Raw genomic sequence first — 25369 nt, 5'->3', positions numbered from 1 at the left:
CCTCGCGGAGGCGCTCGGCTCAGCTCCGGGTCGGCTGGCGGCGCAGCCGGAAGGGGCCGGCGCGGTGGACCTTGCCCGGGAGCGGGCGGCCGATGACCTGCTCGGCGACGTTGCCCGCCTCGATGAGCTTGTCGAGATCGACGCCGGTCCGGACGCCCATCCCGTGGAGCATGAACACGAGATCCTCGGTCGCCATGTTGCCGGCCGCGCCCGGCGCATACGGACAGCCGCCCACGCCCGCCACCGACGCGTCGAAGTCGCGCACGCCGAGCTCCAGGCCGATCAGGATGTTGGCGAGCGCCGTGCCCCGCGTGTCGTGCAGGTGCAGCGCGAACCGCTCGGGCGGCATCGCGTCCAGGAAGCGGCGCACGATGTCGTGCGTCTGCCGCGGGGTGCCGATGCCGATCGTGTCGCCGAGCGAGACCTGGTAGCAGCCGAGCTCGATGAGCCGCTCCGCGATGCGCACGACCCGGGCGGGATCGACGTCGCCCTCGTACGGACAGCCCCACACCGTCGACACGTAGGCGCGCACCGCGAGGCCCGCCTCGCGCGCCGGCGGCACGATCTCCGAGAACACCGAGAGCGTGTCGTCGATCGACTTGTTGATGTTCGCGCGGTTGTGCGCCTCGCTCGCGCTCAGGAACACCGCGATCTCGCGCAGGCCCACCGCGAGCGCCCGCTCGAGGCCGCGCGCGTTCGGGCACAGGGCGCTGAAGGTCACGCCCTCCTCCTGGGGGAGCGTCCTCGCGAGCTCCTCGGCGTCGGAGAGCTGCGGGACCCACTTCGGCGAGACGAAGCTCGTGATCTCGATCCGGCGGAGGCCGGCCGCCACGAGCGCCGCGATGAGCCGCCGCTTGCCCTCGATCGGGATCATCGCCGCCTCGTTCTGGAGCCCGTCCCGCGGGCTCACCTCGTAGATCGAGACCTCGTCGGCGACGCGCGCGAAGAGGGGCGGCGCAGATGTAGCGCGGTCCGCGCTGGCGTGCTCGGCGGTGCCCTCGCTCATCGGCAGACCCTCATCGCCAGAGCGGGGCAGCGTCAACCGGTCACCATCCGGAGCTGCCTGTTCGGCGCGGCCGGCGTGAAGGGGATCGGGTAGCTCCCCGAGAAGCACGCGTGGCAGTAGCTGTCCGCCGAGGGGCGCGCCGTCGCGGCGTCCCCCTCGCGCGCCTCGATCGACCGCACGCTCTCGACCAGGCCCTCGAGCGATAGGTAACCCACGCTGTCGGCCGTCAGGTAGCTCCGGATCTCGTCCACGGAGTGGCTCGCCGCGATGAGCTCCGAGCGCGTCGGCGTGTCGACGCCGTAGTAACAGGGCCACCGCGTGGGCGGGCTCGAGATGCGCATGTGCACCTCGCGGGCGCCGGCGTCGCGGATCATCTTCACGATCTTGCGGCTCGTCGTCCCGCGGACGATCGAGTCGTCGACGACGACGACCCGCTTGCCCTCGATCACCGCCCGGTTCGGGTTCAGCTTGAGCCGGACGCCGAAGTGCCGGATGGACTGCTGCGGCTCGATGAACGTGCGGCCGACGTAGTGGCTGCGGATGAGCCCCATCTCGAACGGCGCGCGCGCGCGGTCGGCGAAGCCGATCGCCGCCGGTACGCCCGAGTCGGGCACGGGGATCACGACGAGGTCGTCCCCCGGCTCGACCGGCTGCTCGATCGCGAGGCGCCGGCCGAACGCCTTGCGGACCTCGTAGACGCTCACCCCCTGGATCGTCGAGTCGGGGCGGGCGAAGTAGACGTGCTCGAAGATACAGAGCTTGCGCGGCTCCGGCGCGAAGGGGAACTCGGAGCGGACCCCATCCGCGCTGATGATCACCATCTCGCCCGGCGCGACGTCGCGCACCTTGCGCGCGCCGATGAGATCGAACGCGGTCGACTCGCTCGCGACCACGTGGGCGACGCCGCTCCCGCCCGGCATCTCGCCCAGGCAGAGCGGCCGGATCGCGCGCGGATCGCGCACGGCGATGAGCTCGCGCTCGGTCAGGAAGAGCAGCGAGTAGGCGCCCTCCACCTGCTTCAGCGCCTCGGCGATGCGCTCGCGCAGCGACTCCTTCTTGCTCATCGCGATGAGGTGGACGATCGACTCGGTGTCGCTCGCGGTCTGGTAGATCGAGCCGCGCTCCTCGAGCTGCTGGCGCAGCGCCTCATGGTTGGTGAGGTTGCCGTTGTGCGCGACCGCGAGCGAGCCGCGCGCGTAGTCGACGCCGATCGGCTGCGCGTTCTTCAGGTGCGAGCCGCCCGCGGTGGAGTAGCGGACGTGGCCGATGGCGCGCTCGCCGGGCAGCGTCGCGAGATCGGTCGGCGAGAAGCCGGACTGCACGCGCCCCATGGCGCGGTGGCCGAAGAGGCGCTCCCCGTCGCTGCTGACGATGCCCGCAGATTCCTGCCCTCGATGCTGGAGCGCGTGCAACCCGAGGTAGGTCATGTTGGCCGCCTCGGGGTGGCCAAAGATTCCGAACACACCGCACATGCCGCCTATCTAGTACGAAAACGGGGCATGACCCACCGTCATGGCGATCTGTTCTCATGATGAGGCGGCCGAGCGACGGCGCAGGCGGACGGCGGACGCCGGCGCGAGGCCTGCGCGCGCGGCAAGCCTCCAGGTCGACCTGTTGATTATGTAAGAAGACTAACGAATTCCCGCCGGGCGCGGCGCGCCAGGCGCGCGGGATCCCGCGGTGCTCCGCGGCGGCAGGAGGATCTCAGGGCGAGAGGCCCCGGCGACTGCCCCTATTTCGGGATGTTCCAGAGTTTCTCGATGATCTTGGTTTCCATGGCGTCGCCGTGACACGTGCCGCACTCCATGTCCTCCTTGTCCGCCCGCGCGAGCTTGTATTGGTACTCCTCTTCCATGAACGTCTGCACGGCCTTCTTGTCCTTGCGGTTCAGGACGTGCTCGTTCCCTGCGTGGCAGCTATCGCAGAAGAGGGTGCCGCCGCTCTCGCTCCGGAGCGGCACCACGAAGTGGCGCCACATCTCGCGGGCGACCTTCATGTCGCGCGTCTCTTTCTTGAAGTCGCCTTCAGCGTGGCAGCCCTGGCAGGTGTCGTAGCCGAGCGCCTTCTGGAGCAGCGGCATGACCTTCTTCTTCTGCGCGGACGGGAGCTTCTCGAGCTCGGGGATCTTCTTGAGGTTGATCCCGATCTTCTTCAGATCCGCCTCGAACTTGGTCGCCTGGATCGGCGTCGACTTGGCGGGCGCCTCGGCCTCCTCGCCCTCGTCCGCCGCCGCGGACTTCTCCGACTTCGCCGGCTTCTCCGCCTTCGCGCTCTCCGATGTGGCGGTCGCGTCGTCGCCCGGGCTCGACTCCCCGTCGAAGTCGTTCTTGTCCGCCGCCGTCTCGGGCGGCGGCGTGGTGGAGCCACATGCTCCTGCGAAGGCGCCCATCCAGAGCGCGAGGGCGAGCGCTGCGTGCTTCATCCTGGCTGCCATACTCCTCCAAAGGATCGTGAATGCCTGAGCGGATCGCCGCTCTCCGCGCAGCAGGGCGCGCCGCCTGGGACGCGCGCCTGCGAGCCTTCGCGGGGCGATCGGGCCTGCAGTTTACTCGAATTTGCCCGAGACAGAGAGGAACGTGAGCTTGTTGTTCGTCTCGCGCAGCCGCTGGACGAGCATCCGGACGACGTTCCAGAGGACCTCGTACGCGAGCTCTTTGTGGAGGAAGAGCAGGTCCTCGAACGCGTCCTTCGACACGGTGAGCAGACGGCATCGCTCGTGGACGCGCGCGTCGGCGGAGCGGGGGGCCTCGTCGAGCAGCGCCATCTCGCCGAACACCGCGCCGGGCCCGAGCACCGCGAGCGCCTCCTCGCCGATCCCGGCGATCTCGCGGCTGATCCGCACCTTGCCCTCGAGCAGGATGTAGAGCTTGTCGCCCGGATCTCCGTGCTGGAAGATCTTGGTGCCGAGGGCGTGCGTTTCCTCGCTCGCGACGCGCGAGATGAGCTCGAGCGCGGCCGGGGTGAGGCCCTTGAACAGGGGGACCTTCGAGAGCTGCTCGATCCGTTCGGGGACGATCACAAGCTGCCGCGGAGAATAGCCGAGGCGGAGGGCGCGTAGCGAATTTTCAGGGCGCTCGCGGCGCGAGCTACCGCGTGAACGTCACCGTGATGGGCGGCGTCGTGGCGGCGATCGGGGAACCCGCGCGATCCTTGCCGGGCGTATACCGACGGCTCAGCGCGCACATGCGCGCCGCGCGGCCGAAGCCGTGTCCGGGATCACTGACGACCTTGACCGACAGCGGGCTGCCATCGGGCCGCACGGTGATCATGAGCACGACCTTCGCCTGGTCGATCTGGTCGACGTCGGCCTCGGGAGGGAATGGGCAGTTCCAGTTGCTGCTGCCGACCAGGCCGGGCGGGGCCGAGCGATCCGGCCCGGCGGGGGGCGGCGGCGGCACCGGATCGCCCGTGCCCTTGCCGCCGACGACGCCGCCGACCTTGGCGTTCGGGTTGAACGTCGGGGCCTTCGCGGTGCCCGCGCCGGCGACCTGGCCGTAGCCGACGCCCTGCCCCTCGCCGCTCGCGATCCCGCGATCGGTCATGTCGAGGACCTCGTCCGGATCCGGCTCGCGCGTGAGGACCTTCGCCGCGGCGGCGGCGGCGGGGGGCGGCTCGTACGGATCGTCCTTGGGCGGCGGGGTGTTCGCCTGCGGGGGCGGCGCGACCTTGGGGACGGGCTCGGGCTCGGGCTCGGGCGGCGGCGGCTCGGGCTCCGGCGGCTTGGGCTCCTCGACCTTCGGCGGCGTGACGTCGACCTCGTAGACCGCCCAGAGGTACTCGTGGATGCCGGCGCGCATCTCGTCGACCACCTGCCGCATGTCGCGCAGCGACCCCGAGACGATGGCCCGGGCCGAGGCCGCGCTGTGGGTGGTGAGCGCCAGCGTGACCCCGAGGAAGGCGCCCACGCGCGAGGCCCGATCGCCGAGCGCGAGCACCGCGGCGAGCGGATCCCTGGCGCGCCGGCCGGCGCCCGCGCGGCCCGGGGCCGGGGCGGCGAGCGAGGTCGAGGGCTCGGGGGGGCCCTCAGGGTCAGCGCCGCCGCGCCTGTCCCGGCGGCGCCCGTCGTGGAGCGCCCCCGCGGCGCGATCGCTCGTGGCCTGGCTCATGGCGTCTCGCTCGGCGCGCTCAGGGCGCGGGGCTCGGTGTTGCCGGCGCGGGGGCGGCCGGGGGAGGCGCGGCCGGCGCGCCGGGCGCAGCGCCCGGCGCCGCGCCGGGCTCGGGCGCGATCGGCGTCACGCCGAACGCGATCTTGGACACGCCCGCCTGCTTCAGCAGATCGAGCGCGCGGATCACGCGCCCGTGCGGGACCGTCGTGTCGGCGCGGATCACCGCGCGGAGCTCCGGGTTCTTCGCCTGGGCCTCGCGCGCGATCGGCAGGATGGCGTCCTCGCCCGCGAGCTTCTTGCCGTCGGCGAACGTGTCTCCGTTCGCGTGCAGCTCGAGCCCGAAGACGAGCTGCACCTCCTGCCCCTGCGCCGCCTTCGGCAGGTCGAGCGGGAGCGACTGCGAGACGATGATCTTCGCCGTCACCATGAAGATGATGAGGAGCACCAGGGTGATGTCGACGAGCGGCGTGACGTTGATGCCGCTGATCATGTCGTCGTCGTCGTTGCGGCTCGAGACGGCCATCAGCGCTCCTCCTCGCCCGCGCCGCCCTTCTTGATCTCCTCCTGCCGCGACGCGCGCGCGGCCTTGCCGCGCGGCTCGGCGGCGACCGCGGGCGCGGCCCCGGCGAACGCCGGATCGATCTTGAGGTGCGCGAGCAGGACGCGCGTCAGCGCCTCGGTGTTGGCCAGCGTCGACTTGATCATGCGCTGGAAGAAGTTGTTCGCGGCGACCGCCGGGATGGCGACGGCGAGGCCGACCGCGGTGGCGACGAGCGCCTCGGCGATGCTCGACATGACCGCCTGCGGCGCCATGGCCTGCGACGCGGCCTGCGCGACCGGCGTCTTCGCCGCCTGGCCGAGCGCGTCGAAGGCGCCGACGACGCCGATGACGGTGCCGAACAGCCCGATGAACGGCGCGTTGTTGCCGAGCGTGCCCAGGTAGGCGAGGCGCCGCTCCAGCTTCATGCGCTGGAGCGCCGCCGCGCCGGCCATGGCCTCCTCGGCCGCCTCGGGGCCCTGGTGCGCCACCGCGAGGCCGGCGGAGACGACCGCGGCCTCGGCCGAGGGCGAGGCGTCCATCCGCCGCCGCGCCGCCTCGATCGAGTCGTCGAGGGACGTCCGGAGATCCCGCGCGAGGACGGCGAGATCGTCGCGGAGCGACCAGAAGAACCAGGCGCGCTCCAGGATGATGGCGACCGAGATGACGCTGAGGCCGATCATCAACCACATGACCCAGGCGGCCCCGAATCCGACCATGATGCGCTGCAGCCACTCGACGAGGTTCATCTTCTTCCTTGGTGCCTTTCCCGATGGGTGTGGTGGGGTGGGAGCCGCGCTTCCAGGGGTCTAGGGGGCCGCGCCGGGCTGCCCTTCGTCGACTGCGTCCTCCTCCTCCGGAGCGGGGGCGCCCGTCGCCCCCGGCCTGCCGGTGGACGGCTGGGGGGCGGAGGCGTCGACGAGCCGAAAGACTCGCCCAAGGACGGTGGTCGCGTAGCCGCCCTTCGGTAGCACAAACGAGACGACGATTCCTTGCCCTGCGGCTGGGTCGCCCGCGCCGCGCGCTTCGGCCTCCCCGGCGCTCGGCCCGGCGGCGCACACCTCCAGGCCGTCGACCTCGAGCCGGAGCGGGCGCCGCGTGCCTTCCCCGGCGTGGGCGAACGCGTCGAGCCGGCGGGGATCGCCGATCGCCGCCGTGAGCACCTCGCGCTCGAGCGCGCCGGGAGCGCCCTCGGGCCAGCGCATCTTCCGGCCGAACATCGGGCCTGTGGGCGAGATCGCGAGCGCGGCGGCGCGCGCCTCGGCGTCCGCGAGCTCGGGGCCCTCGAGCGGCACGAGGAAGAGGCCGCCGCTGTCGCGCTTCTTGGCGAGATCGCCGGGGAGCACGGTGCTCCAGGTGCCGTCCGCCTCGCGCCGCGCGAGCACCTCGTTGAACCAGCGCGACTGCAGCGCCGAGAACAGGAGGCGCTGCTCGCGCTTGTCGCGGGGTCCGCGCTCCCGGCCCGCGATCCACGCGAGCGCGCGCTCCGGATTGCCGCCGTCTCTCCCGAACCGCTGCGGCCCGAAGGCGTTCGGCACGCCGACGCGGCCGATCTCGGCGAGGCGGCGCTCGGCGAGCGGGAGCGCCGACGCATCGATGCCCCGGAGCGTGATCCGGAACCGGTTGCCGACGAGGTGCCCCGGCTTGAGCTTGTTGTCGTGGCGGGCGACGGCGAGGATCTCGATCCCCGGCAGCTCGGCCTTCTCGAGCAGGGGCGCGGGATCGCGCGCGAGCGGGAGCTGGATCGAGGCGGTCTGCGTGGTGATCGCGTGCCTGTCCTTCATGCCGGCGAAGCCGGTGCTGCCCGGGTCGGCGCCGAGCGCGAGCGCGATGGCGCGCACCGCGTCGGGCGTGTTGCGCCCCGTCTTGCGGAAGGTGACGAACACGTGCTCGCCGCGGCCGCTCGGCGCGTAGGCGGGGAGCTCCTCGACGACGAAGTCCGCGGGCGAGCTCCGGAGCACGGCCGCGGGGAGGTCGCCGGGCGATCCCGCTGCCGCGGGGTCCGCCGCGGACGGGGCGGTGGTGGTCATGGGAGCGCCAGGGTGACCGAAATCTTCCGCGCGTCCAGCGGCGAAACGCGCGCGCGGCAGGCGGCGCCCTGCGGCGCGCGCGCCACGGCCACGCGACCGGAATTCCGCTGCTGCGAGCGACGCGACCCGCGCGGCGCGCCGCTACCTGGGCCCGGTCACGCCGCCGACGCCGCCGCCGCCCGGCACCTGCGCCGGCACGCACTCCTCGTCGCCTGTGTCGACCGTGGTGACGTCGTAGCAGCAGAGCTCGCCGTCGAAGTCGCCCTCGCTGTCGATCGAGTCGATCTCGCTCAGGCAGCCGGGGTTCTCGAAGAACACGAGCGCCTCCTCGCTGGAAGGGCACGCGCCTTCGAGCTCCGTCCAGTGGAAGCAGGCCCGCTTGCCGCAGCCGGACGCGAGGAGGGCGGCGAGCGCGAGGACCAGCGAGCCGAGGTGGGCGTTGCTCATGTCGATCTCCTGAAGCTGCGCCCGCGCGCGGGCGCCCGGGGCCCTGGCGATCAGAGCTCGTGCGGCATCAGGTCGCGCGGGCTCCGGTAGTACTGCAAGGGAGAGTACGCGAGCAGGTTGGAGACCCGCGACGTGTAGATGCAGGCGTACTCCTCGACCTGATCGCCGAAGCTCGAGGTCTCGTTCGCCTCCTTGAGCAGCGAGCCCCAGTAGGGGTGGAAGCGGCGCGCGATCTCGCGCTCCAGCTTGCCGACCTCGGCGTCGACGGCCCGGAGCTGGCCGCGGATGCGCTCGACGGCGCGCTTGGTGCGGCCCCGCTCGGCCTCGTAGAACGACGTCGCGTAGTCGATGTGGATCTCCGCGCCGCTCGCCTCCGCGAGCAGCGCGCTGCCGTTGCTGCTGCCGTTGGCCGCGCCGTTCTTCTTCTGCTGCTCCTCCTCGATCTTGCGGGTGAGGTCCTTGTAGCGCTGCTGGTAGAAGCGGAGCTGGTCCTCGAGCTCCTCGCGGCGCCCCTCGAGCATCGCGCTCTCCATGTGCTCGCGGCGGCACGACTCGTGGGCGGCGACCTCCGCCTCCATCTCCTGGATGATCATCGCCGTGCGCCACGCGCTCTCCTTCTTGGAGCGGAGGATGTCGCCGTAGATGTGATCGCCCACGTAGAGGACGCGGTCGCCGGAGATGTTCAGGAACTTCTCGAAGTCGTGGAGGTTGCCCCCCTCGTAGACGACGCCGCGCTCGAGCGGCGGCGTCGCGGGGCGGGTCTCGGCGCCGTCTCGGATGAGGAGCGGGCGGCGCTCCTGGAAGAACGCCGGCTTCTGCGCGGCGACGACGATGACATCGAAGTAGTGCCGGAAGCTCGGGTACTCGGGCATCGCGTCCCCGAGCAGGTACGTCATCATCTTCTCGGTGAACGGCCAGCGCGAGTTCGTGAGCAGGAAGAGCTTCTTGCCCGCCGACCGGAACTTGTGGAGCGTCTGCGCCAGGTTCGGGTCGCGCTGGACGAAGCGCGGCAGGTCGGAGAGGACGACGTCGAGGATGGTGCCGTCCCGGTGCGCCTCGTCGATGCACTCGCGGATGTCGGTGAACAGCCGCGCGTAGTCGAGCGGCACGCCGCGCTCCTCGAGGGCGTCGACGATGCCGGCGTAGAGCGTGGCCTCGCTCAGCGCGTACAGCGTGTCGATCCAGTGGTAGCGGGCGGTGTTCGGCCGGATCTTGCGGTGCTGGTAGAGGCCCCTGAGCTCGTCCTTCGTGAGCTCACGGAGGCCGTGGTAGCCGCGCTGGACCACCTTGAACCGGTCCATCTTGAGCACGTGGCCGAAGCGCTTGTCGATCAGGAGGCCGCGGATGGGAAAGTGGATCGGGTAGCGGAGGCGCCGCAGGAGCTCCTCGGGGTAGCCGCGGGCGGCGAGCTTCGTGACGGTCCCCTGGATCGAGAGGTTGTCCATCTCGGTCTGGTTGTAGATCGCCAGGGTGTAGTCCATGTCGAAGCCCACCCAGTCGATCCCCGCGAGCTTGAGGTTGCGGTTGACGAAGACGCGCCGGGTCCGCGGGATGCGCGTGGGCTCGGTCTGCGGATAAAGACCTCCGAGGGGAAGCTCGAGCTGCTCGAAGAACACGGTGGGTCAACTATGGTATCCCAGCCGGCGAGGCGTACAAAGGGCGCCCCTTGACGGACGCGCCGCCGAGCACGGCGCGACGGCCGGGGAATCAGGGAGCGACGACGGACCTACCGGCGGATCGACGACCCGCCTCCGTACATCCGAGCAGCCTCCCCCCGGCGCGCCCGCGCGCGCCCAGCTCCCGGCGTGCGCTGCGCGGCGGAACTGCGCTATGGTGCGCGCCCGTGCCGTCTCGAGCGGCCGCGACGCGGCCCCTCATCCGTCAACGACGGGCACCTTGTTCGATGCTTTTCGCTGCGCCCCCGCCGATCATCTCCCGGAAGCCCCCTGTCCAGCGCCCCACGTCGTGGTGGCTCAGCATGCTGCGCCGCCGCGCGGAGCGGATGTACGACGAGGAGCTCGACCTCTCCCGGCCGATCCCCTGGGAGAGCGAGGCCGAGCGCCAGGCGGCGATCGCCTTCTTCAATGCGGCGTTCCGCGCCGAGGAGTCCGGCCTGATGCAGGCGCACGCCCTGGCGGACGAGGTGAGCCGCTGGGACCCGGAGCTCGGCGAGTGCCTGCGGCTCTACGGTGACGAGGAGGGGTGGCACCGCGAGCTGCTCACGAAGTTCCTCGCGCACATCGGCGGCGAGGTGCGGCCGATGGGCCGCGTCACCGGCACCTTCTACCGGCTGTACGGCCGCGCGAAGCGGGTCGAGACGATCGTGCTCACGAACCTCATGTTCGAGACCATCGGCTCGACGACGTACCGCCTCGCGCTGCGGGGGGCCCGGTACCCGGCCGTGCGGCAGATGCTCACGATCCTGACGCGCGACGAGTCGTTCCACGTCCCGCTCAACGTCCACTTCCTGCGCGAGGCGCTGAAGCGCAGCCCGCCGTCGATGCGCGTCAGGCTGCGCGCCATCTACACGACGCTGTTCGCCGCGCTGCTCGCCTCCGCGGCCGCGAGCCGCCGGCGCGCGCTCGCCTTCGACCGGATCCCGTTCCGCGTGCTCGCGGGCGCCTACGCCGAGCACCTCGGGCGCCTCTTCGTCCACGAGAGCGACCTCGACTTCGCCCCGCCGGAGCTGCTGCTCCGCCTGTTCGGGCACAGCCGGCGCGCGCTGGCGGCGTCGGACGACCCCTCCGCCGTCAGCGTCCTCTCGGCGGAGGCGGCCGTCGACCGCGAGCGCGTCGTCGTGACGGCGCTCGACGGCGCGCGCCGCCACGACGACGCTCGCCATGCGCCTTCGAGCGCGCCGCTCGACCCCGGGCGGTGAGATGGCGCCTGTCCATCGTCAAGCGCCACGGTAAACTTTTCTTCCGCGTGTTGTCCGGAGTACACTTGACGCTCCGGCGTCGTGGGCTCGCGCGGGGCGGGCGCCAGGGCGTCTCGGGGCGTGGATGGCAGGCAACGAGCAGCGCCGGAGCGGCCCAGAGAGCCGCCCCGGCACGAGGAGCAGCGAGTCCGCGGAGCGCGTGCGCGCGACGCAGGAGCCGGAGGCGCGTGCGGCGATGCCCGCGGAGGAGGGCGCGGAGGCGGACGCCCTCGCGCAGATGCGGCGCGAGATCCGGACGCTGCTCGGCGGGATCATCGGCATGAGCGGCCTCCTGCTCGACACCGAGCTCGACGCGGAGCAGCGCGCCTGGGCCCGCCGCATCCGGAGCAGCGGGGACGCGGCGCTCTCGATGATCGACGACCTCCTCGACGTGGGCCAGCCGGGCGGCCGCGGGCTGGACGTCGACCGCACCGACTTCGACCTGCGCCGCGCCGTCGAGGACGCGGCCGAGCTGCTCGGCGACCGCGCCCACGACGACCGGACCGAGCTCGTGCTCGACGTCGATCCCGACGTGCCGGGCGCCGTGCGCGGCGACGCGGCGCGGCTGCGGCAGGTGCTGCTCCACGTCGGCACCCTCGCGATCGGCGCGGCGCCCCGGGGCGAGGTGCTGCTGCGCGCCGCGCTCGCGGGCGACGACGGCGAGCCGCCGGGCGGGCTCGAAGGCGCGCCCGAGGGCGCTCTCGTGCGGGTGCGCTTCGACGTGCGCTTCGCGGGCGGGGCAGGGCTCGCGGCCGGCGCGCCGGGGCAGGTGGCGGGGGGCGCGCCGGGCGGGGACGCGCTGCCCGCGCGCGAGCGGGACCTCGACGCGGGGCCCGGCATCGGCGTCGCGCGGCGCCTCGTCGGCGCGATGGGCGGCGAGCTCCGCATCCTCGAGGAGCCCGGCGCGCGCCGCCGCCGGATCGCGTTCGCGCTGCCGTTCGAGCGCGGGCGCGGCTCGGAGCGCGCGCTCATCCCGCGCATCGATCTGCCCGGCAAGCGGGTGCTGGTGGTCGACGACAGCGGCGCGGTGCGGCGCGTCGTGCGGCGGCTGGTCGAGGAGCTCGGGCTCGCGTGCAGCGCCGCGGCCGACGGCGCCGCGGCCCTCGCCGCGCTGCGCGAGGCGGCGGGCGCCGGGGCGCCCTACGACATGGTGCTGATCGACCTCGAGCTGGCCGATCTCGACGGCCTGCGGCTGCTCCAGCGGATCAAGGCGGACGCCGCGATCGCGCCGGTGCGCAGCGTGCTCATGACCTACCCCGGCCGGGAGGCGCCGAGCCGCGCCGAGGTCGACGCCGTGCTGAACAAGCCGATCCGGCGGGCGCAGCTGCAGTCGAGCCTGCGGCTGCTCGTGGGGCTCCCGACGGAGCACGTGGCCGCCGGGGTGCGCGCGCACGCGCCGAGGTCGCGGCGGGGGGCGCCGGCGACCGACGTGCGCAGCTCGTCGCGCCCGAAGATCCTCGTGATCGACGACAGCGCGGTGAGCCGGAAGGTCGCGGCGTTCATGATCGAGAAGCGCGGCTACCGGGTCGAGGCGGTGGGCAGCGGCCGCGCGGCCGTCGAGGCGGCGCGCCGCGGGGGCCACGCCGCGGTGCTGATCGACTGCCGCGCGCCGGCGGCGGGCGACGACGCCCGCGCGGCGGCCGCGGAGCTCCGCCGCGCCGAGCGGCCCGACCGCCGGACGCCGATCATCGCGATGGCCGAGGACGCCGGGCGCGACGCGCGGGAGAGGTGGCTCGCGGCGGGGCTGGACGACGCGGTGTCGAAGCCGCTGAAGCAGGACGAGATCGACCGCGTGCTGCGGACCTTCTGCGCGGCGTCGCGGTCCGGCGCGTACGAGGCCGTGCAGCACGACGCGGCGCCGCCGAGCGTGGAGCTGCCGCCGCCGACCCTGGTCACGCCCTCGCCGCCGCCGACCACGCGGCGCGTCCCCCCCGCCGCCCCGTCGAGGCCGCGGGGCGGGCTGCGCGCGGTCGAGCCCGACGTCGTCACCGAGGTGATCGAGCTCTTCCTCACCGAGGCGCCGACGCGGGTGGCCTCGATGCGCGAGGCCGCGGCGCGCGGGGCGCTCGGCGAGCTCGAGCGGCTCGCGTGGGCGCTCTACGAGAGCGCCGACAAGCTCGCGGCGCTCAACCTGAAGGAGCTCTGCGCGCGGCTCGACCGCGAGGCGCGCGCCGGGACGATCGTGAGCGCGACGGAGGCGGTGCAGGCCATCGCTCGAGAGGTCGAGCGCGTGCAGTCCTCGCTCGCGGCGGAGCTCAAGAAGCGCGGGCTCCGGTGATCTCGGAGTCCGAGAGCCCGAGGCTCAGACGCTCCGATGAAGAAGAGTCGTTCCAGCCCGCGACACGGCTGCATCCGTGACGTCGCACGCCCGGAGTCGGTGCGCTGAGCTACATCAATGGATGTGTCCTGGATTTCCAGGCTTCGCTGGTGACAGGCTGCCGGGCTGGCTGCCCGGCGAACAGCGCGTGGACGGGAGTCGCCGAGAACGTATAACGCGTTGCGTTATATCTCGGGCGACTCCTCGAAGACGCGCAGGCCGTATTTCTCGAGACACCAGAGCACGCCGATGACCAGGCTACGCTTGTCGTCCACGAAAGACGGCTTCTTGCCTTCGAAGTAGTGGCCCGCGAACTGGAAGCCCCATCCCGTCGCGAACATAGCGGCCGCGAGCGGGAGGCCGATGAGGGTCGCGCCCACGGGGAAGCTCGCGACGATCAGCGGTATGCCGACCTTGTGACACGCCTGGTTGCGCGGGTCCTGGTGGTCTTCTTTGTACCGGCGGAGCACCTGTGTCCATTCGGCATTGAGGCGGAGCATGCGACCACCTTACCATGCTGGCGCCCGGCGCGAGGCGCAGGGCGACACGCGGCAGCGCGGGCGGCGCCAGCGCAGACGCCCGTGCTGCGCGCGGTCGCGCCGGCGCGACCGCGCGCGCCTCCGGCGGAGACCGGCGCCGCCGCTTCTCGGTTGCCGTTGGAAGGAATGAGGCGTAGTTGGGCAGTGTGAGCGGTCACAGAACCGGTCCCATGGCCACGACAGCTCCCTTGTCGTTCAGGACAGGGGAGATCCTCCAGGGGGCGCGCTCGGAGAAGCGGCGCGTGCTCCTGCTCGTCTATCACCATGATGGCGTCGAGATGGCTCCGATGAGCCCCGGCGTCGGCGTGGTCGTCGGCAGGGAGCCCCCCGCCGACGTGGTGATCCGCGACAGGAGCATCTCGCGCAGGCACGCGCGCTTCACGCTCGTGGGCGGCGAGGTGGTGGTCGAGGACCTCAATTCGCGCAACGGGACGCGCATCTCTGGGCAGCGGGTCGAGAGCGGCGTGGTCAAGGCCGGGGACGAGGTGCTGCTCGGCGGCATCGTCGCGTCGGTCCACGTGCTCGCCGGCGGCGAGCTGCCGCCGTTCGGCCTCGAGGGATCCGACGCGCTGCGCGTCGCCCTGCAGGCCGAGATCGTGCGGTCCAGGTTCTTCAGCCGCAAGTTCGCGCTCGTCGTGGTCCGCTCGCTCGGCGAGCAGGCGGGCCACCTCCGCCACTGGGGCCTGCGCGTGCGCGAGGCGCTCAGGCCCGTCGATCGGGTCGCCTTCTACAGCCCCGACACCCTCGAGCTCCTGCTCCCCGAGGTCACGCCCGAGCTCGCGGAGGAGCTCGCGAAGGCGATCGTCACGCGCCGCGAGGGCGAGCCCACGCTGGTGTCCGGGGTGGCCGTGTTCCCCGACGCCGCGACCACCATCGACAAGCTCATCGAGGTCAGCCACGAGGCGTCGCGGAGCGCGACCCCCGCGGAGCCCGTGCGCCTCGCCGCCCCCGAGGGCGCGCTGCTCTTCGTCGCGCCGAAGGCCGAGGGCGCCCGGCCGCCCGAGGAGGAGGGCGCCCCGGACGCGCCGGAGAGCCCGTGGGAAGCCGACGGCCACGTCCTCGCGACCAAGAGCCCGCTCATGCGCTCGCTCGTCGAGGTGGCGCTGCGCGCCGCGCGCTCGTCGATCCCCGTGCTCCTGCGCGGCGAGACCGGGACCGGCAAGGAGGTGCTCGCGCGGTTCATCCACGACCGCAGCCCGCGCCGCGGCGAGCCGCTCATCTGCGTGAACTGCGGGGCGATCCCCGCGTTGCTCATCGAGAGCACCCTCTTCGGCCACGAGCGCGGCGCCTTCACCGGGGCGAGCCAGCAGCAGAAGGGCGTCTTCGAGGCGGCCGCGGGCGGCACGGTCCTGCTCGACGAGATCGGCGAGCTGCCCCCGGCGGCGCAGGCCGCGCTGCTGCGCGTGCTCGAGACCAAGCGGGTGACGCGCGTCGGCGCGACCAAGGAGATCGAGGTCGACGTCCGCGTGATCGCCGCGACGCACCGCGATCTCGACGCGATGTGCGAGGCGGGCACGTTCCGGCTCGACCTGCTCTACCGGATGAACGCGATGACGCTGAACATCCCGCCGCTCCGCGCGCGCCGCGACGACATCCCGGCGCTCGCGGCGGGCTTCCTGCGCCAGGCGAACGCGGAGGACCCGAGCCGGGTCCAGTCGATCGCGCCCGAGGCGCTGGCGCTGCTGAAGAGCTACTCGTGGCCCGGCAACGTGCGCGAGCTCCGCAACGCGATCGAGCGCGCGGTGGTGATCGCGGAGGGCGAGGCGATCATGGCGCGCGATCTCCCGGAGCGCGTCCGCGTGGCGGTGACCTCGTCGAGCTCGCCCCCCGCGGGCACGCGCGCGTCCGACCCCGGCATGGCTGCGGTCGTGTCCCAGCGCGCGTCCGACCTCCCCGGCGCGTCCGGGCCGGGCTCGTCGGCGAGCCCGATGTCGGGCGGCCTCAAGACACGCCTGGAGCAGATCGAGGCCGACCTCTTGCTCCAGGCGCTGCGCGCGTCCGACTGGAACCAGACGGAGGCGGCGCGGCGCCTGGAGCTGCCGCTCCGGACGCTCCAGCACAAGATCAAGGTCTACGGCATCAAGAAGCTCGGCTACGGCGTCGCCCGTTAGTCGTCAGGAGGCGAGGCGCCGCCTGCCGGAGGCGCCCGCCCGCAGCAGGTGCCCGCTACTGCGAGAACCCTTCCAGCATGTAGTGCGCCTCGATGCGCTTGAGCGCGAGCACCATCGCGGCGAGCCGCATCGGCAGGCGCTTGCCCAGGACGAGCCTGGTCGAGTCGTGATCTTCGGTGCGGCGCGGCCGGTTCTCCGCGATATCGCAGATCAGGCGGTAGTTGCTCTTGATGGCGCGCTCCAGCCTCGTGTTCACCTCGCCCTCGGTCCAGTGCTCCATGCGCTTGTTCTGGATCCACTCGTAGTAGGACACCGTCACGCCGCCCGCGTTGCCGATGATGTCGGGGATGACGCTGATCCCTCGCTCCGCGAGCACCTTGTCCCCCTCGGTCGTGGTCGGGCGGTTGGCGCCCTCGGCGACGAGCTTCGCCTTGATCCGCTCGGCCACCTCGCCCGTGATGGCGTCGCCGAGCGCGGCCGGGACACAGATGTCCGCGTCGACGCCCCAGAAGTCGTCGCGCGCGATCGCCTGGGCGCCGCTGTAGCCCGCGACCGATCGCCGGAGGTTCGCCGGGTTCTCGTTCACGTAGGCCATGAGCGCGCTGACCTCGATGCCGTTCGGGTCGTGGATCGCGCCGTCCGCGTCCTGCACCGCGACGCACCGCGCGCCCATCCGGCACAGGATCTCGGTGGCGGCGGAGCCGACATTGCCGAAGCCCTGCACGATGAAGCGCGCCCCCGCGAGGGGCAGGCCGCGCTGCGCGTACCACTCCTCGATGCAGTAGGCGAGCCCCTGGCCGGTCGCCCTGGCGCGCCCCTCGGAGCCGCCGATGCGCACGTCCTTGCCCGTGACCACGCCGCGGTGGTTGTGCCGCTCGCGCTCGCCGTCGCTGTACTGGCGGAGGAGCCACGCCATCACCTCGGCGTTGGTGCCCACGTCGGGCGCCGGGATGTCGACGTTGGGGCCGATGAGCTGCTTGAGCCGGTACATGTACCGGAGTGAGATCGACTCGAGCTCCTCCTTGCTGTGCTCGCGCGGATCCATGCGAATGCCCCCCTTGGCGCCGCCGAACGGGACATCGGCGATCGCTGTCTTCCACGTCATCTCGGCGGCGAGCGCGTTGAACAGGTCGAGCGACACGGCCTTGTGGAAGCGGAGCCCGCCCTTGTAAGGCCCTCTCGCCTGGTTGTGCTGGACCCGGTACGCCTTGAAACGGGCGAACTCGCCGGGCTGGATCCGGTAAAGCCCCTGGTCGCCGAGGCGGATCACGCCGTCCTGCACGTGGATCGAGCCGCTCCGCAGCGCCTCGGGGCGGAGGATGAGCTTGCCGTTGAAGAGCGGGGTGATGGCGGTGCGGTTCGGGATCACCGACGCAGGGAGCCGCTCGTACGCCGCGGCCGCCTCGCCGCGGAAGGGGACGAGGCGGTCCTGGAGCTGCGTGGTGACGTAGAAGATGTGCTCGTAGTCGGGCTGCTCGAGCTCCAGCCGGATGCGGGGCGCCAGGCCGATGAGGTCTGCGGCCGTGTGAAACACCACCATCGATTCGCCGAAGATGTTGGTCTCCGGCTCGCGCTCTAGCAGGGGGACGTCTTCCATCACCGTATGCTGCCTCGACCTCGCGGCGGGGGTCCAACGTTTCGCGTCGGTCCGCGCGCGCCGCTCGACCGCTCGAGCGCGCGACGGACGGGCCGCCGGCCTCGCGCGGAGAGCTGGTGCGGCTCTCCGCGGAAGATCCGGCGGCCCGTCGGGTCGCTCACCGCTATTTCTGGCCGGCAGCGTGGCCGACGCGCTCAGCGCACGATGTCAGGGGAACATCCCAGGGGCGAACGCTCCGGCCGGGAAGCCACCCGCGCCGCCGAGGCCACCGGGGAAGCCGCCGAGACCACCGAGACCACCGAGACCACCGAGGCCACCACCGGGGAAGCCGCCGATGCCACCGAGGCCACCGGGGAAGCCGCCGATGCCACCGAGGCCACCGGGGAAGCCGCCGAGACCACCGAGGCCACCGGGGAAGCCGCCGAGACCACCGAGGCCACCGGGGAAGCCGCCGAGGCCGCCGAGGCCGCCGAGGCCGGGGGCGCCCCACCCGAAGCCGCCCGGCGCGCCTCCGAAGCCGCCGGCCCCGAACGGACCGAAGGGCGACCCGCCGAAGGGCGACCCGCCGAACGGCCCGCCGGCCTGCCCGACAGGGAACGGCATCTGGCCGACCTGCCCGGGGCCCTGACCGATGGGCGCGCCCTTGTCGACGGGACCCGCGATCGGCCCGCCCTTGCCGATGGGCGGCACGCCGAGGCCCGGGTCGAGCGGCCCGCCCTTGCCGATCGGGACCTGGCCGCCGATATCACCCTTGCCGGGGATCAGGCCGCCCCGCGTCTCCTCCTGGTCTTCCCCCTCCAGCGCTTGAACGCTCGACGCCACGTCGACGCCGGCCTGCTCCAAGTCGGCCTCTTCCGGTGTCACCGCGTCGACCGCGCACCCGGTCATGAACACAGAAAAGAGCATCGCCGCTTGCGCCATCTTCATATCGATTGAGCTAACCATCCGTCCTCCTTCCATGCCCCGCGAGGGCCTTCAGGCCCGCGGTGTCATGTTGAGCGGCGTGGAGAGCAGGCTGCGTGCCCGAGAGCGCGTGTGCAGAGCCTGCCGCGTCGCCCTCTGTCGCTGCCGGCCCTCGACCGGCGAAAGTGCATTGTCTGAATCCGCGCCGGAGGGGAGTTCTGCCCCGTTTCACCGCGCCCGAGCGCCGGCGCGCCGGCGCGTATCGACAGCGCCGCGCAGCGCCGATGTGGGATGCTCCCGGGCGCTGGAGAAAGGCAAATGTCGTCGCGCGCGCGCGGCGCGGCGCGCGGCCGGACGGCGTGAGAGCGGCCCGACTTGCTGCTTTATCGGGCCCTCGCAAACCGCATTTCCGAAGACCTGGTCGATCTCTGCAATCGAGGGTCGCCGCGACTCGACATCTTCGCTCCCCGGCCGCGACGCCCGCGCTCCCGCGCACACGACCGCGCGCGCTGGTCACGCCATGCGCAGCCCACTTCAGCCGATAAGGTCCCCGCGCGTCGCTCCTCGTGCGGCAGCCTCGTCGATGGCGCGCGCCGCGCGGCGCGCTGTCGCCGTCGTCGTCCGGAACGACGGCGCCGCCGACGGCGTCGGCGGCGGACGGCGGCCGTTCGCAAGGCAGCGAGCGCGGCCTCCTCCGCGGAGCGTCCAGCGCGACGCAGACGTCCTCGGCGTCGCCGGGAAAGTCGGCGCGATCGCGGCACCTCTTCCTGGCAGGAGCCTGTCTCCTGTTGTAAGACTCGTTACGCTAAAGGAGCTCACGCGGCGCCGCTCAGGCGCTGTCCTCGTCAACCCGCCGTGGGCTCACGACGATCTCTGGTGCTCGAAGCGCCGGTTCATGCAGGACACGCGCGGTCTTCGCGCTGCTGCGGGCGCGCTGCAGAGCCGCTCGCCAGGGGGCGGGGCCCGCGACGCGCGATCCGAGGCAGCGCTCTTTCCGAGGGGGGTAATCGCATGCGCCGCTGCGCGACGCGCCCGGGTTCAAGCTGGCTGGCCGTCTGCATTGCTGTCCTGTCGCTGCCCACCGCGGCGTGCAGCGACCCCTCGTTCCGCTCCGACGCGCCGCTCGAGCGCGAGATCGTCCCGGTGAGCTGCGCGCGCGGGCACGTCCTCGGCCCTGGCGGCGCGTGCATGCCGGTGGGCATCCAGGGGTGCGCCGCGCTGTTCATGGAGGAGGACGGCCTCTGCCACCCCTCGATGGCGAAATGCCCTGCGGGGACGATCCCGAAGTTCGATGAGGGCTGCGTTCCCGTGGGCATCCCGCGGTGCGCCAAGGAGCTCGAGGGCGACGACGGGCTCTGCAGGCCGACCATGGCGAAGTGCCCGACTGGCACCTTCGCCACGCCGGAAGCGGGGTGCGTGCCGGTCGACGGCCCCGACGGCTGCGGGCAGGGGCGATGGGGGAGCATCCCTCGCGCGCCCGGGACCCTCTATGTCGACCCGAGCTACTCCGGCGCGGACAGCGACGGCTCCGAAGCGAGGCCGGTCACGACGCTCGCGGCGGCGCTGGAGCTCGCCGCCGAGGGCGGCACGATCGCGCTCGCGGAGGGCACCTATGACGAGCCAATCGTCGCGACGAGGCCGCTCGCGATCGCCGGCGCGTGCGCCTCGCACGTGCGGATCCGGGGGGTCAGCCAGCTCAGCCACCCTCCCGCGACCGTGGCCGTGCTCGACGCGGGGGAGGTGACGCTGCGGGGAATCGAGATCGGCGGGGACGGCGCCGGCGTCGTGGCGACGGGCGCGAGCGCCGTGACGCTCGAGCGCGTTCACATCCGGGGCGCCGCCCACGCCGGCGTCCTGTCGGGCGGAGGCGCGCGGATCTCGGTGGCGCGGAGCTGGATCGAGGGGACGCGCTCCGGGATCGAGGGGGACGGCACGGGCGCCCTCGCGAGGGACGGCGGCGCGCTGTCCGTGAAGGAGAGCGCCGTCACGGGCAACCACGGCGCGGGCGTGGCGGCGCACCAGGCGGGCGCCACGGCGGCCGTGGTGGGCAGCCTCGTCGAGGGGACGCTGGCGTCCGAGGTCCACCGGGATGGCCAGGGGATCGTCGTCCGCGACGGCGCCGAGGCGTCGATAGAGGCCTCGGCCGTGGTGGGAAACCGGCTGTCGGGGATCTTCACCATGACGGGCGCCTCGGCGACCCTCTCCGGCGTGCTCGTCGAGGGGACGCTCCCCGGGCTCCACGATCTGAATTTCGGCGTCGGCGTGTTCGCGGCGGAGGGGTCGCGCGTCGCGATCGACTCGAGCGCGGTCGTCGGCAACGCGGAGATCGGCGTCGCCGTCATCGGCGAGGGCGCCGCGGCGACGATGGCGCGGAGCCTGGTCGCGGGCACGGTGGCGGCCGCGCCGGAGTCGCCGCTCGCCGGGTTCGGCGTGGCGGTCGCCCGCGGCGCGGCGATGCGCCTCAACGACAGCGCGATCTTCCGGAACCGGGCGGCCGGGGTTCACGTGGTCGATCTGTCCGCCGAGCTGATCGCGGAGCGCAACCTCATCGAGGGCACGCTCGCCGAGGGGGCCTGGGGCGACGGCGCCGGGGTGATCGTGATGGAGGGCCGCGCGACGCTCGCGTCGAACGCGGTCCGCGCCAACGAGGGGACCGGCCTGTTGATCGGGTATTCCGGGTCCGAGGCGACCGTGACAGGCAACCTCGTCGAGGGGCATGTCGCGCCGGACCGCCGCTCGCCGGTGGGGCGGGGGATCGTCGTCTACCGCGGTGCCAGCGCGGTGCTCGCGGGCAACGTCGTCAGCCGCAACCGCTCCGTCGGCGTCCTCGTCGGCTCGGAGATCCCGGGCGGTAAGGTCGAGATGACGGGTGACCTCATCCAGGACACGTTCGGCGACGGCAGCGACGGCGCCAGCGCGGGCATCGGCGTCGCGGCCGCGCGCTACGAGCTGCGGCTCGACTCGGCCGTCATCCGCGCCAGCCGCACGGCCGGCGTGGCGCTGTTCGGCGCCGACGCCGACGTCTCCAGGACGATCGTCGACGGGGTGGCGGCCGACGCGCGCGCCGGAGACGGCGCGAGCAGCGACGATCTCGCGGCCGACGGCATCCTGGCGCTCGCCGGATCCACGGCCACGGTCGCCGACGTGCGGGTCGCCGGCTGCGCGCGGGCGGGCATCCTGTTCGACCGGAGCGCGGGTCGCCTCTCCAGGGTGCACGTCTCGGACAACCTCTTCGGGCTGGTCGTGCAGGGATCGCCCGCGCTCGACCGCGGCAAGGAGAGCGTGTTCACCGACAACGTCGCGGCGGACGAGCTCTTCGGGGGCGAGCTCCCGGTGCCTGCATCCGCTCCCCCGCTGTGGTGAAGCGCGAGCCCGGCTGCCCGCTTCGAGTCCTCGCGCGAAACCGTGAAGACATCGAATGGAAACTCCCGCGGTACGTGGTATTCAGGGGAGACGGCAGCGGGGGATCCGGGGCCCAGGCGCCCAGTCGCCAGCCTGCGATGCGATCCTGAGCCCACCGCGCTTCCTCACGGGGGTCCGTGGCGGACCCCATCGCGCCCGCGCCTCCCGGGCTCGATCTACGTACATCAGCACGGAGCGTGTCCAGGTCTCGCCCCTCGAGACGACCCGTCCTCGATCGCCGGTGCGAAGGTTGAAATTTCTGGTCTTGTCACCGCTCGCGGGTCTCTGTTATAGACGTCCCCCGGCCGAACCAGGAACGCCGCGTCAGCGGTGCTCTGCTTTCTTACGATGGCCACAGAAAATAACAGTGTCAGTGTTGGGTCTGTCGTCCCATCATGACGCGTGATGACAGCACGAGATCGAGTTGCTGCGATGAGGCTTGACGCGCCACGACATCTCCGCTGAAACCCGCCTGAATGAGCAGCGAGAGAACTTGACAACGACCTCGAATCCCCGTTGACACTGATGTGCGAAGACGGCTACAGTGCCGACGTCTGGATGCCGGTATGGTGCGCTGCGTTGCGCGCGTCGAGCTCCAGCAGGCCGCTCTGTCGCGTGGCGGCTCCCCGGAAGAACAATGAAGTGGGATAGGGACGGTGGGCGCTCGGGTGTGCTCACGAGGGCCCCGCGAGGAGCATTCTCATGAGGAATCGGTTCTTGCCCCGTCGGACGTTCGTTCTGTCGGCGCTGCTTCTTTCGGTCGGCGTTACATCGGGCTGCGGGAAATCCGATGTTCAGCAGGACCCCTTGAAGCCCGTGGGCTCTGCGCCTGGCGCACAAGGCAAGGCCACCAACGCGGACACCTTCCTCACCGTCTCGATCGAGCAGCAAGCGTCGTGGGTACGCAACTTCAATCCTCTGCTCGCGTCAGGTAACGTTCGCTGGCCCACCGTCGCTGGCATTTACGAGCCGCTCCTCGTTTACAACACGATGAAGGGCGAGTTCACCCCGTGGCTCGCGTCGAAGTACGAGTGGAGCAACGGGAACAAGACGCTCACCTTCACGACGCGCCCTGGCGTCAAGTGGTCCGACGGCCAGCCCTTCACGGCGAAGGACGTGGCCTTCACCTTCGCCCTCCTGAAGAAGCACACCGCCCTCGACCTGCAGGGCGTCTGGAAGTGGCTGACCGCGGTGGAGGCGAAGAGCGACTCCACGGTCGAGTTCTCGCTCACGCGGCCGTACGTCCCCGGGCTCGTGTTCCTCGGGCACCAGCCGATCGTGCCGGAGCACAAGTGGAAGGACGTGGCCGATCCGGTCACGTACACGAACGAGAACCCTGTCGCGACGGGGCCGTTCACCGAGGTGAAGACCTTCCAGAACCAGATCTACGAGCTCGGCCGTAACCCGCACTACTGGCAGCAGGGCAAGCCCGCGGTCAAGGGGCTCCGCTTCCCGGCCTACCCGGGCAACGACCAGGCGAACCTGGCGCTCCTGAACGGCGAGGTCGACTGGGCCGGCAACTTCGTCCCCGAGATCGAGAAGGTCTACGTCGGCAAGGACCCGGCGAATCATCACTACTGGTTCCCGCTCGTGGGCAGCACCGTGTTCGTCTACACGAACACGACGAAGAAGCCCCTCGACGATGTGCGGGTGCGCAAGGCGCTCAGCATGGCGCTCGATCGTGAGCAGATCGTCAAGGTCGCCATGAACAACTACACGCGGCCGGCGGACGCGACGGCGCTCAGCGACGCGCACGAGCGCTGGCGCAGCCAGAAGGTCGTCGAGAGCGGCGACTGGGTGAAGTTCAACGTCGCCAAGGCGAACCAGGTCCTCGACGAGGCGGGCTACGCCAAGGGTCCGGACGGCATCCGCGTGAAGGACGGGAAGCCGCTGCGCTTCGACCTCAACGTCGTCACCGGCTGGTCCGACTGGGTGCGCGCGGCGCAGATCGTCACGCAGCAGGTGAAGCAGATCGGCGTCGAGGCGACGCTGAAGACGTACGACTTCAGCGCGTTCTTCGAGGCGCTCCAGAAGGGCACCTTCGACCTGTCGATGGGCTGGTCGAACGAGGAGCCGACGCCGTACAACTTCTACCGCGACCTCGTGGGCACCGCGACCGTGAAGCCGGTCGGGGAGGCGTCGGCGCGCAACTGGCATCGCTTCGGGGCGAAGCAGGCGGACAGCCTCTTCGAGGGGTTCGAGGCCGCGACGGATCAGGCGGAGCAGAAGAAGCTCCTCGAGCAGCTCCAGGAGATCTTCTCCGAGACGGCGCCCTCGATCCCGCTGTTCCCCGGGCCGTCCTGGGGCGAGTACAACACCCGCCGCTTCACGGGGTTCCCGAGCAAGGAGAACCCGTACGCGAAGCTGTCGCCCAACAACCCGCCCGAGTACCTGCTCGTCCTCACCGAGCTCAAGCCGAAGTGATGTTGGCGTGATCTGATGCGGAGAGCAGGTTAGAAGAGAGAGCTTCTGTGCGTTACCTCCTTCGACAGCTAGGCTTGTACTTCATCGCGGCGTGGGCGTCGCTCACCCTGAACTTCCTCATTCCGCGGCTCATGCCGGGCGATCCCGCCTCGGCGATGTTCGTGCGCTTCCGCGGCCAGCTCCAGCCGGAGGCGATCGACGCGCTTCGGAAGGCGTTCGGGTTCACGGGTGAGCCGCTCTACAAGCAATACATCACGTACCTGAGCCACACGATGACGGGCGATCTCGGCCTGTCGGTCGCTCACTTCCCCGCGAAGGTGACGGACGTGATCGCGACGGGGCTCGGCTGGACGCTGCTCCTGTCGGGCGCCGCCGTGATCCTCAGCTTCGGCCTGGGGACGCTGCTCGGGATCATCGCGACGTGGAAGCGCGGCGGCCTGCTCGACTCGCTCATGCCGCCCGTCCTGATGTTCCTCGGCGCGTTCCCCTACTTCTGGCTCGCGATGGTGTCGCTCTACATCCTCGGGTTCGTGCTCGGGGCCTTCCCGCTGCGCCACGCCTACAGCGACACGCTCTCGCCCGAATGGAGCCTCGAGTTCATCGGAAGCGTGCTGTCGCACATGGTCCTGCCCGCCCTGTCGATCGTCATCGCCACCATCGGTGGCTGGATGCTCGGCATGCGCAGCGCGATGGTCACGGTGCTCTCCGAGGAGTACATCACGATGGCCCAGGCCAAGGGGCTCTCCCAGTGGCGGGTCATGTTCACCTACGCCGCGCGGAACGCGCTCCTGCCCAACGTCACCGGCTTCGGCATGGCGCTCGGCTTCGTGCTCGCCGGGTCGCTGCTCACCGAGATCGTCTTCTCGTATCCGGGTCAGGGCTACCTGCTCATCCAGGCTGTTCGTAACCAGGATTATCCGCTCATGCAGGGGATCTTCCTCACCATCACGTTCGCCGTGCTGGGGGCGAACTTCCTGGTCGACGTCATCTACGTGTTTCTTGATCCTCGCGCCCGCGGGCGCTGAGGGCTGG

19 protein-coding genes are annotated in these 25369 nt (G+C 71.7%); 6 read left to right on the top strand and 13 right to left on the bottom strand.

Going from position 1 to position 25369, the window contains the following annotated elements; genetic code table 11:
* Positions 1-19: 19 nt before the first annotated feature.
* From WME96_RS22560 to WME96_RS22515, 10 genes are all read right to left on the bottom strand, one after another.
* Positions 20-1006 (bottom strand): hydroxymethylglutaryl-CoA lyase, encoded by a 987-nt coding sequence (locus WME96_RS22560; RefSeq protein ID WP_437292148.1) that lies wholly within the window; start codon positions 1004-1006, stop codon positions 20-22.
* A 32-nt stretch (positions 1007-1038) separates the two neighbouring features.
* The gene (purF, locus tag WME96_RS22555; protein ID WP_437292147.1) at positions 1039-2478 is read right to left on the bottom strand and encodes an amidophosphoribosyltransferase; all 1440 of its coding nucleotides are present in this window, start codon (positions 2476-2478) and stop codon (positions 1039-1041) included.
* Positions 2479-2738: 260 nt separating this feature from the next.
* Positions 2739-3428 carry a hypothetical protein gene (locus tag WME96_RS22550; protein WP_437292146.1) on the bottom strand — a complete coding sequence of 230 codons (690 nt, stop codon included), beginning with the start codon at positions 3426-3428 and terminating at the stop codon, positions 2739-2741.
* A 123-nt stretch (positions 3429-3551) separates the two neighbouring features.
* Positions 3552-4025: a cyclic nucleotide-binding domain-containing protein gene (locus WME96_RS22545; protein WP_012236950.1), complete on the bottom strand. Its 474-nt coding sequence runs from the start codon at positions 4023-4025 to the stop codon at positions 3552-3554.
* A gap of 67 nt (positions 4026-4092) precedes the next feature.
* Positions 4093-5112, bottom strand: a complete 1020-nt coding sequence (locus WME96_RS22540) for an energy transducer TonB (RefSeq protein ID WP_437292145.1) — start codon at positions 5110-5112, stop codon at positions 4093-4095.
* Positions 5113-5131: 19 nt separating this feature from the next.
* Positions 5132-5635, bottom strand: a complete 504-nt coding sequence (locus WME96_RS22535) for an ExbD/TolR family protein (RefSeq protein ID WP_433937566.1) — start codon at positions 5633-5635, stop codon at positions 5132-5134.
* Positions 5635-6399: a MotA/TolQ/ExbB proton channel family protein gene (locus WME96_RS22530; RefSeq protein ID WP_437292144.1), complete on the bottom strand. Its 765-nt coding sequence runs from the start codon at positions 6397-6399 to the stop codon at positions 5635-5637. Before WME96_RS22530 ends, WME96_RS22535 begins: the two co-directional genes overlap by 1 nt.
* A gap of 60 nt (positions 6400-6459) precedes the next feature.
* A complete protein-coding gene (truD, locus tag WME96_RS22525; RefSeq protein WP_437292143.1) occupies positions 6460-7680 on the bottom strand; it encodes a tRNA pseudouridine(13) synthase TruD in 1221 nt (406 codons plus the stop codon).
* 141 nt (positions 7681-7821) lie between these two features.
* A complete protein-coding gene (locus tag WME96_RS22520) occupies positions 7822-8127 on the bottom strand; it encodes a hypothetical protein (protein WP_061618579.1) in 306 nt (101 codons plus the stop codon).
* Positions 8128-8177: 50 nt separating this feature from the next.
* The gene (locus WME96_RS22515; protein ID WP_437292142.1) at positions 8178-9743 is read right to left on the bottom strand and encodes an HAD-IG family 5'-nucleotidase; all 1566 of its coding nucleotides are present in this window, start codon (positions 9741-9743) and stop codon (positions 8178-8180) included.
* A 287-nt stretch (positions 9744-10030) separates the two neighbouring features.
* Between WME96_RS22515 and WME96_RS22510 the strand changes: the two genes are divergently transcribed.
* Both WME96_RS22510 and WME96_RS22505 read left to right on the top strand, forming a co-directional pair.
* Positions 10031-11005 carry a ferritin-like domain-containing protein gene (locus WME96_RS22510; protein WP_437292141.1) on the top strand — a complete coding sequence of 325 codons (975 nt, stop codon included), beginning with the start codon at positions 10031-10033 and terminating at the stop codon, positions 11003-11005.
* Between the two features lie 124 nt (positions 11006-11129).
* Entirely contained in the window at positions 11130-13322 is a 2193-nt protein-coding gene (locus tag WME96_RS22505) for a response regulator (RefSeq protein WP_437292140.1), read from the top strand.
* 224 nt (positions 13323-13546) lie between these two features.
* On the opposite strand, the gene WME96_RS22500 is transcribed toward WME96_RS22505, so the two are convergent.
* The gene (locus tag WME96_RS22500) at positions 13547-13861 is read right to left on the bottom strand and encodes an Mpo1-like protein (protein ID WP_437292139.1); all 315 of its coding nucleotides are present in this window, start codon (positions 13859-13861) and stop codon (positions 13547-13549) included.
* A 209-nt stretch (positions 13862-14070) separates the two neighbouring features.
* Between WME96_RS22500 and WME96_RS22495 the strand changes: the two genes are divergently transcribed.
* Complete coding sequence (locus WME96_RS22495) at positions 14071-16011, top strand: sigma 54-interacting transcriptional regulator (RefSeq protein ID WP_437292138.1); 1941 nt, start codon at positions 14071-14073, stop codon at positions 16009-16011.
* A 55-nt stretch (positions 16012-16066) separates the two neighbouring features.
* Here WME96_RS22495 and WME96_RS22490 read toward each other — a convergent pair whose 3' ends face one another.
* Together WME96_RS22490 and WME96_RS22485 are read right to left on the bottom strand one after the other, a co-directional pair.
* Positions 16067-17608, bottom strand: coding sequence for a Glu/Leu/Phe/Val family dehydrogenase (locus WME96_RS22490; protein ID WP_437292137.1), 1542 nt, complete (start codon positions 17606-17608; stop codon positions 16067-16069).
* Between the two features lie 207 nt (positions 17609-17815).
* Positions 17816-18553, bottom strand: a complete 738-nt coding sequence (locus WME96_RS22485; RefSeq protein WP_437292136.1) for a hypothetical protein — start codon at positions 18551-18553, stop codon at positions 17816-17818.
* 969 nt (positions 18554-19522) lie between these two features.
* On the opposite strand from WME96_RS22485, the gene WME96_RS22480 reads away from it, so the two are divergent.
* The 3 genes from WME96_RS22480 (at position 19523) to WME96_RS22470 (ending at position 25362) form a co-directional block, all read left to right on the top strand.
* Positions 19523-21874 carry a right-handed parallel beta-helix repeat-containing protein gene (locus WME96_RS22480; RefSeq protein WP_437292135.1) on the top strand — a complete coding sequence of 784 codons (2352 nt, stop codon included), beginning with the start codon at positions 19523-19525 and terminating at the stop codon, positions 21872-21874.
* Between the two features lie 741 nt (positions 21875-22615).
* Entirely contained in the window at positions 22616-24337 is a 1722-nt protein-coding gene (locus tag WME96_RS22475) for an ABC transporter substrate-binding protein (RefSeq protein WP_437292134.1), read from the top strand.
* A gap of 47 nt (positions 24338-24384) precedes the next feature.
* Positions 24385-25362 carry an ABC transporter permease gene (locus tag WME96_RS22470; RefSeq protein ID WP_437292133.1) on the top strand — a complete coding sequence of 326 codons (978 nt, stop codon included), beginning with the start codon at positions 24385-24387 and terminating at the stop codon, positions 25360-25362.
* Positions 25363-25369: the final 7 nt, after the last annotated feature.

The organism is Sorangium sp. So ce406 (genome assembly GCF_051474675.1).
Classification (GTDB): domain Bacteria; phylum Myxococcota_A; class Polyangia; order Polyangiales; family Polyangiaceae; genus Sorangium; species Sorangium cellulosum_G.
Note: the sequence above shows the minus strand (reverse complement) of the source record. Positions and strands in the feature narration are given on the sequence as shown.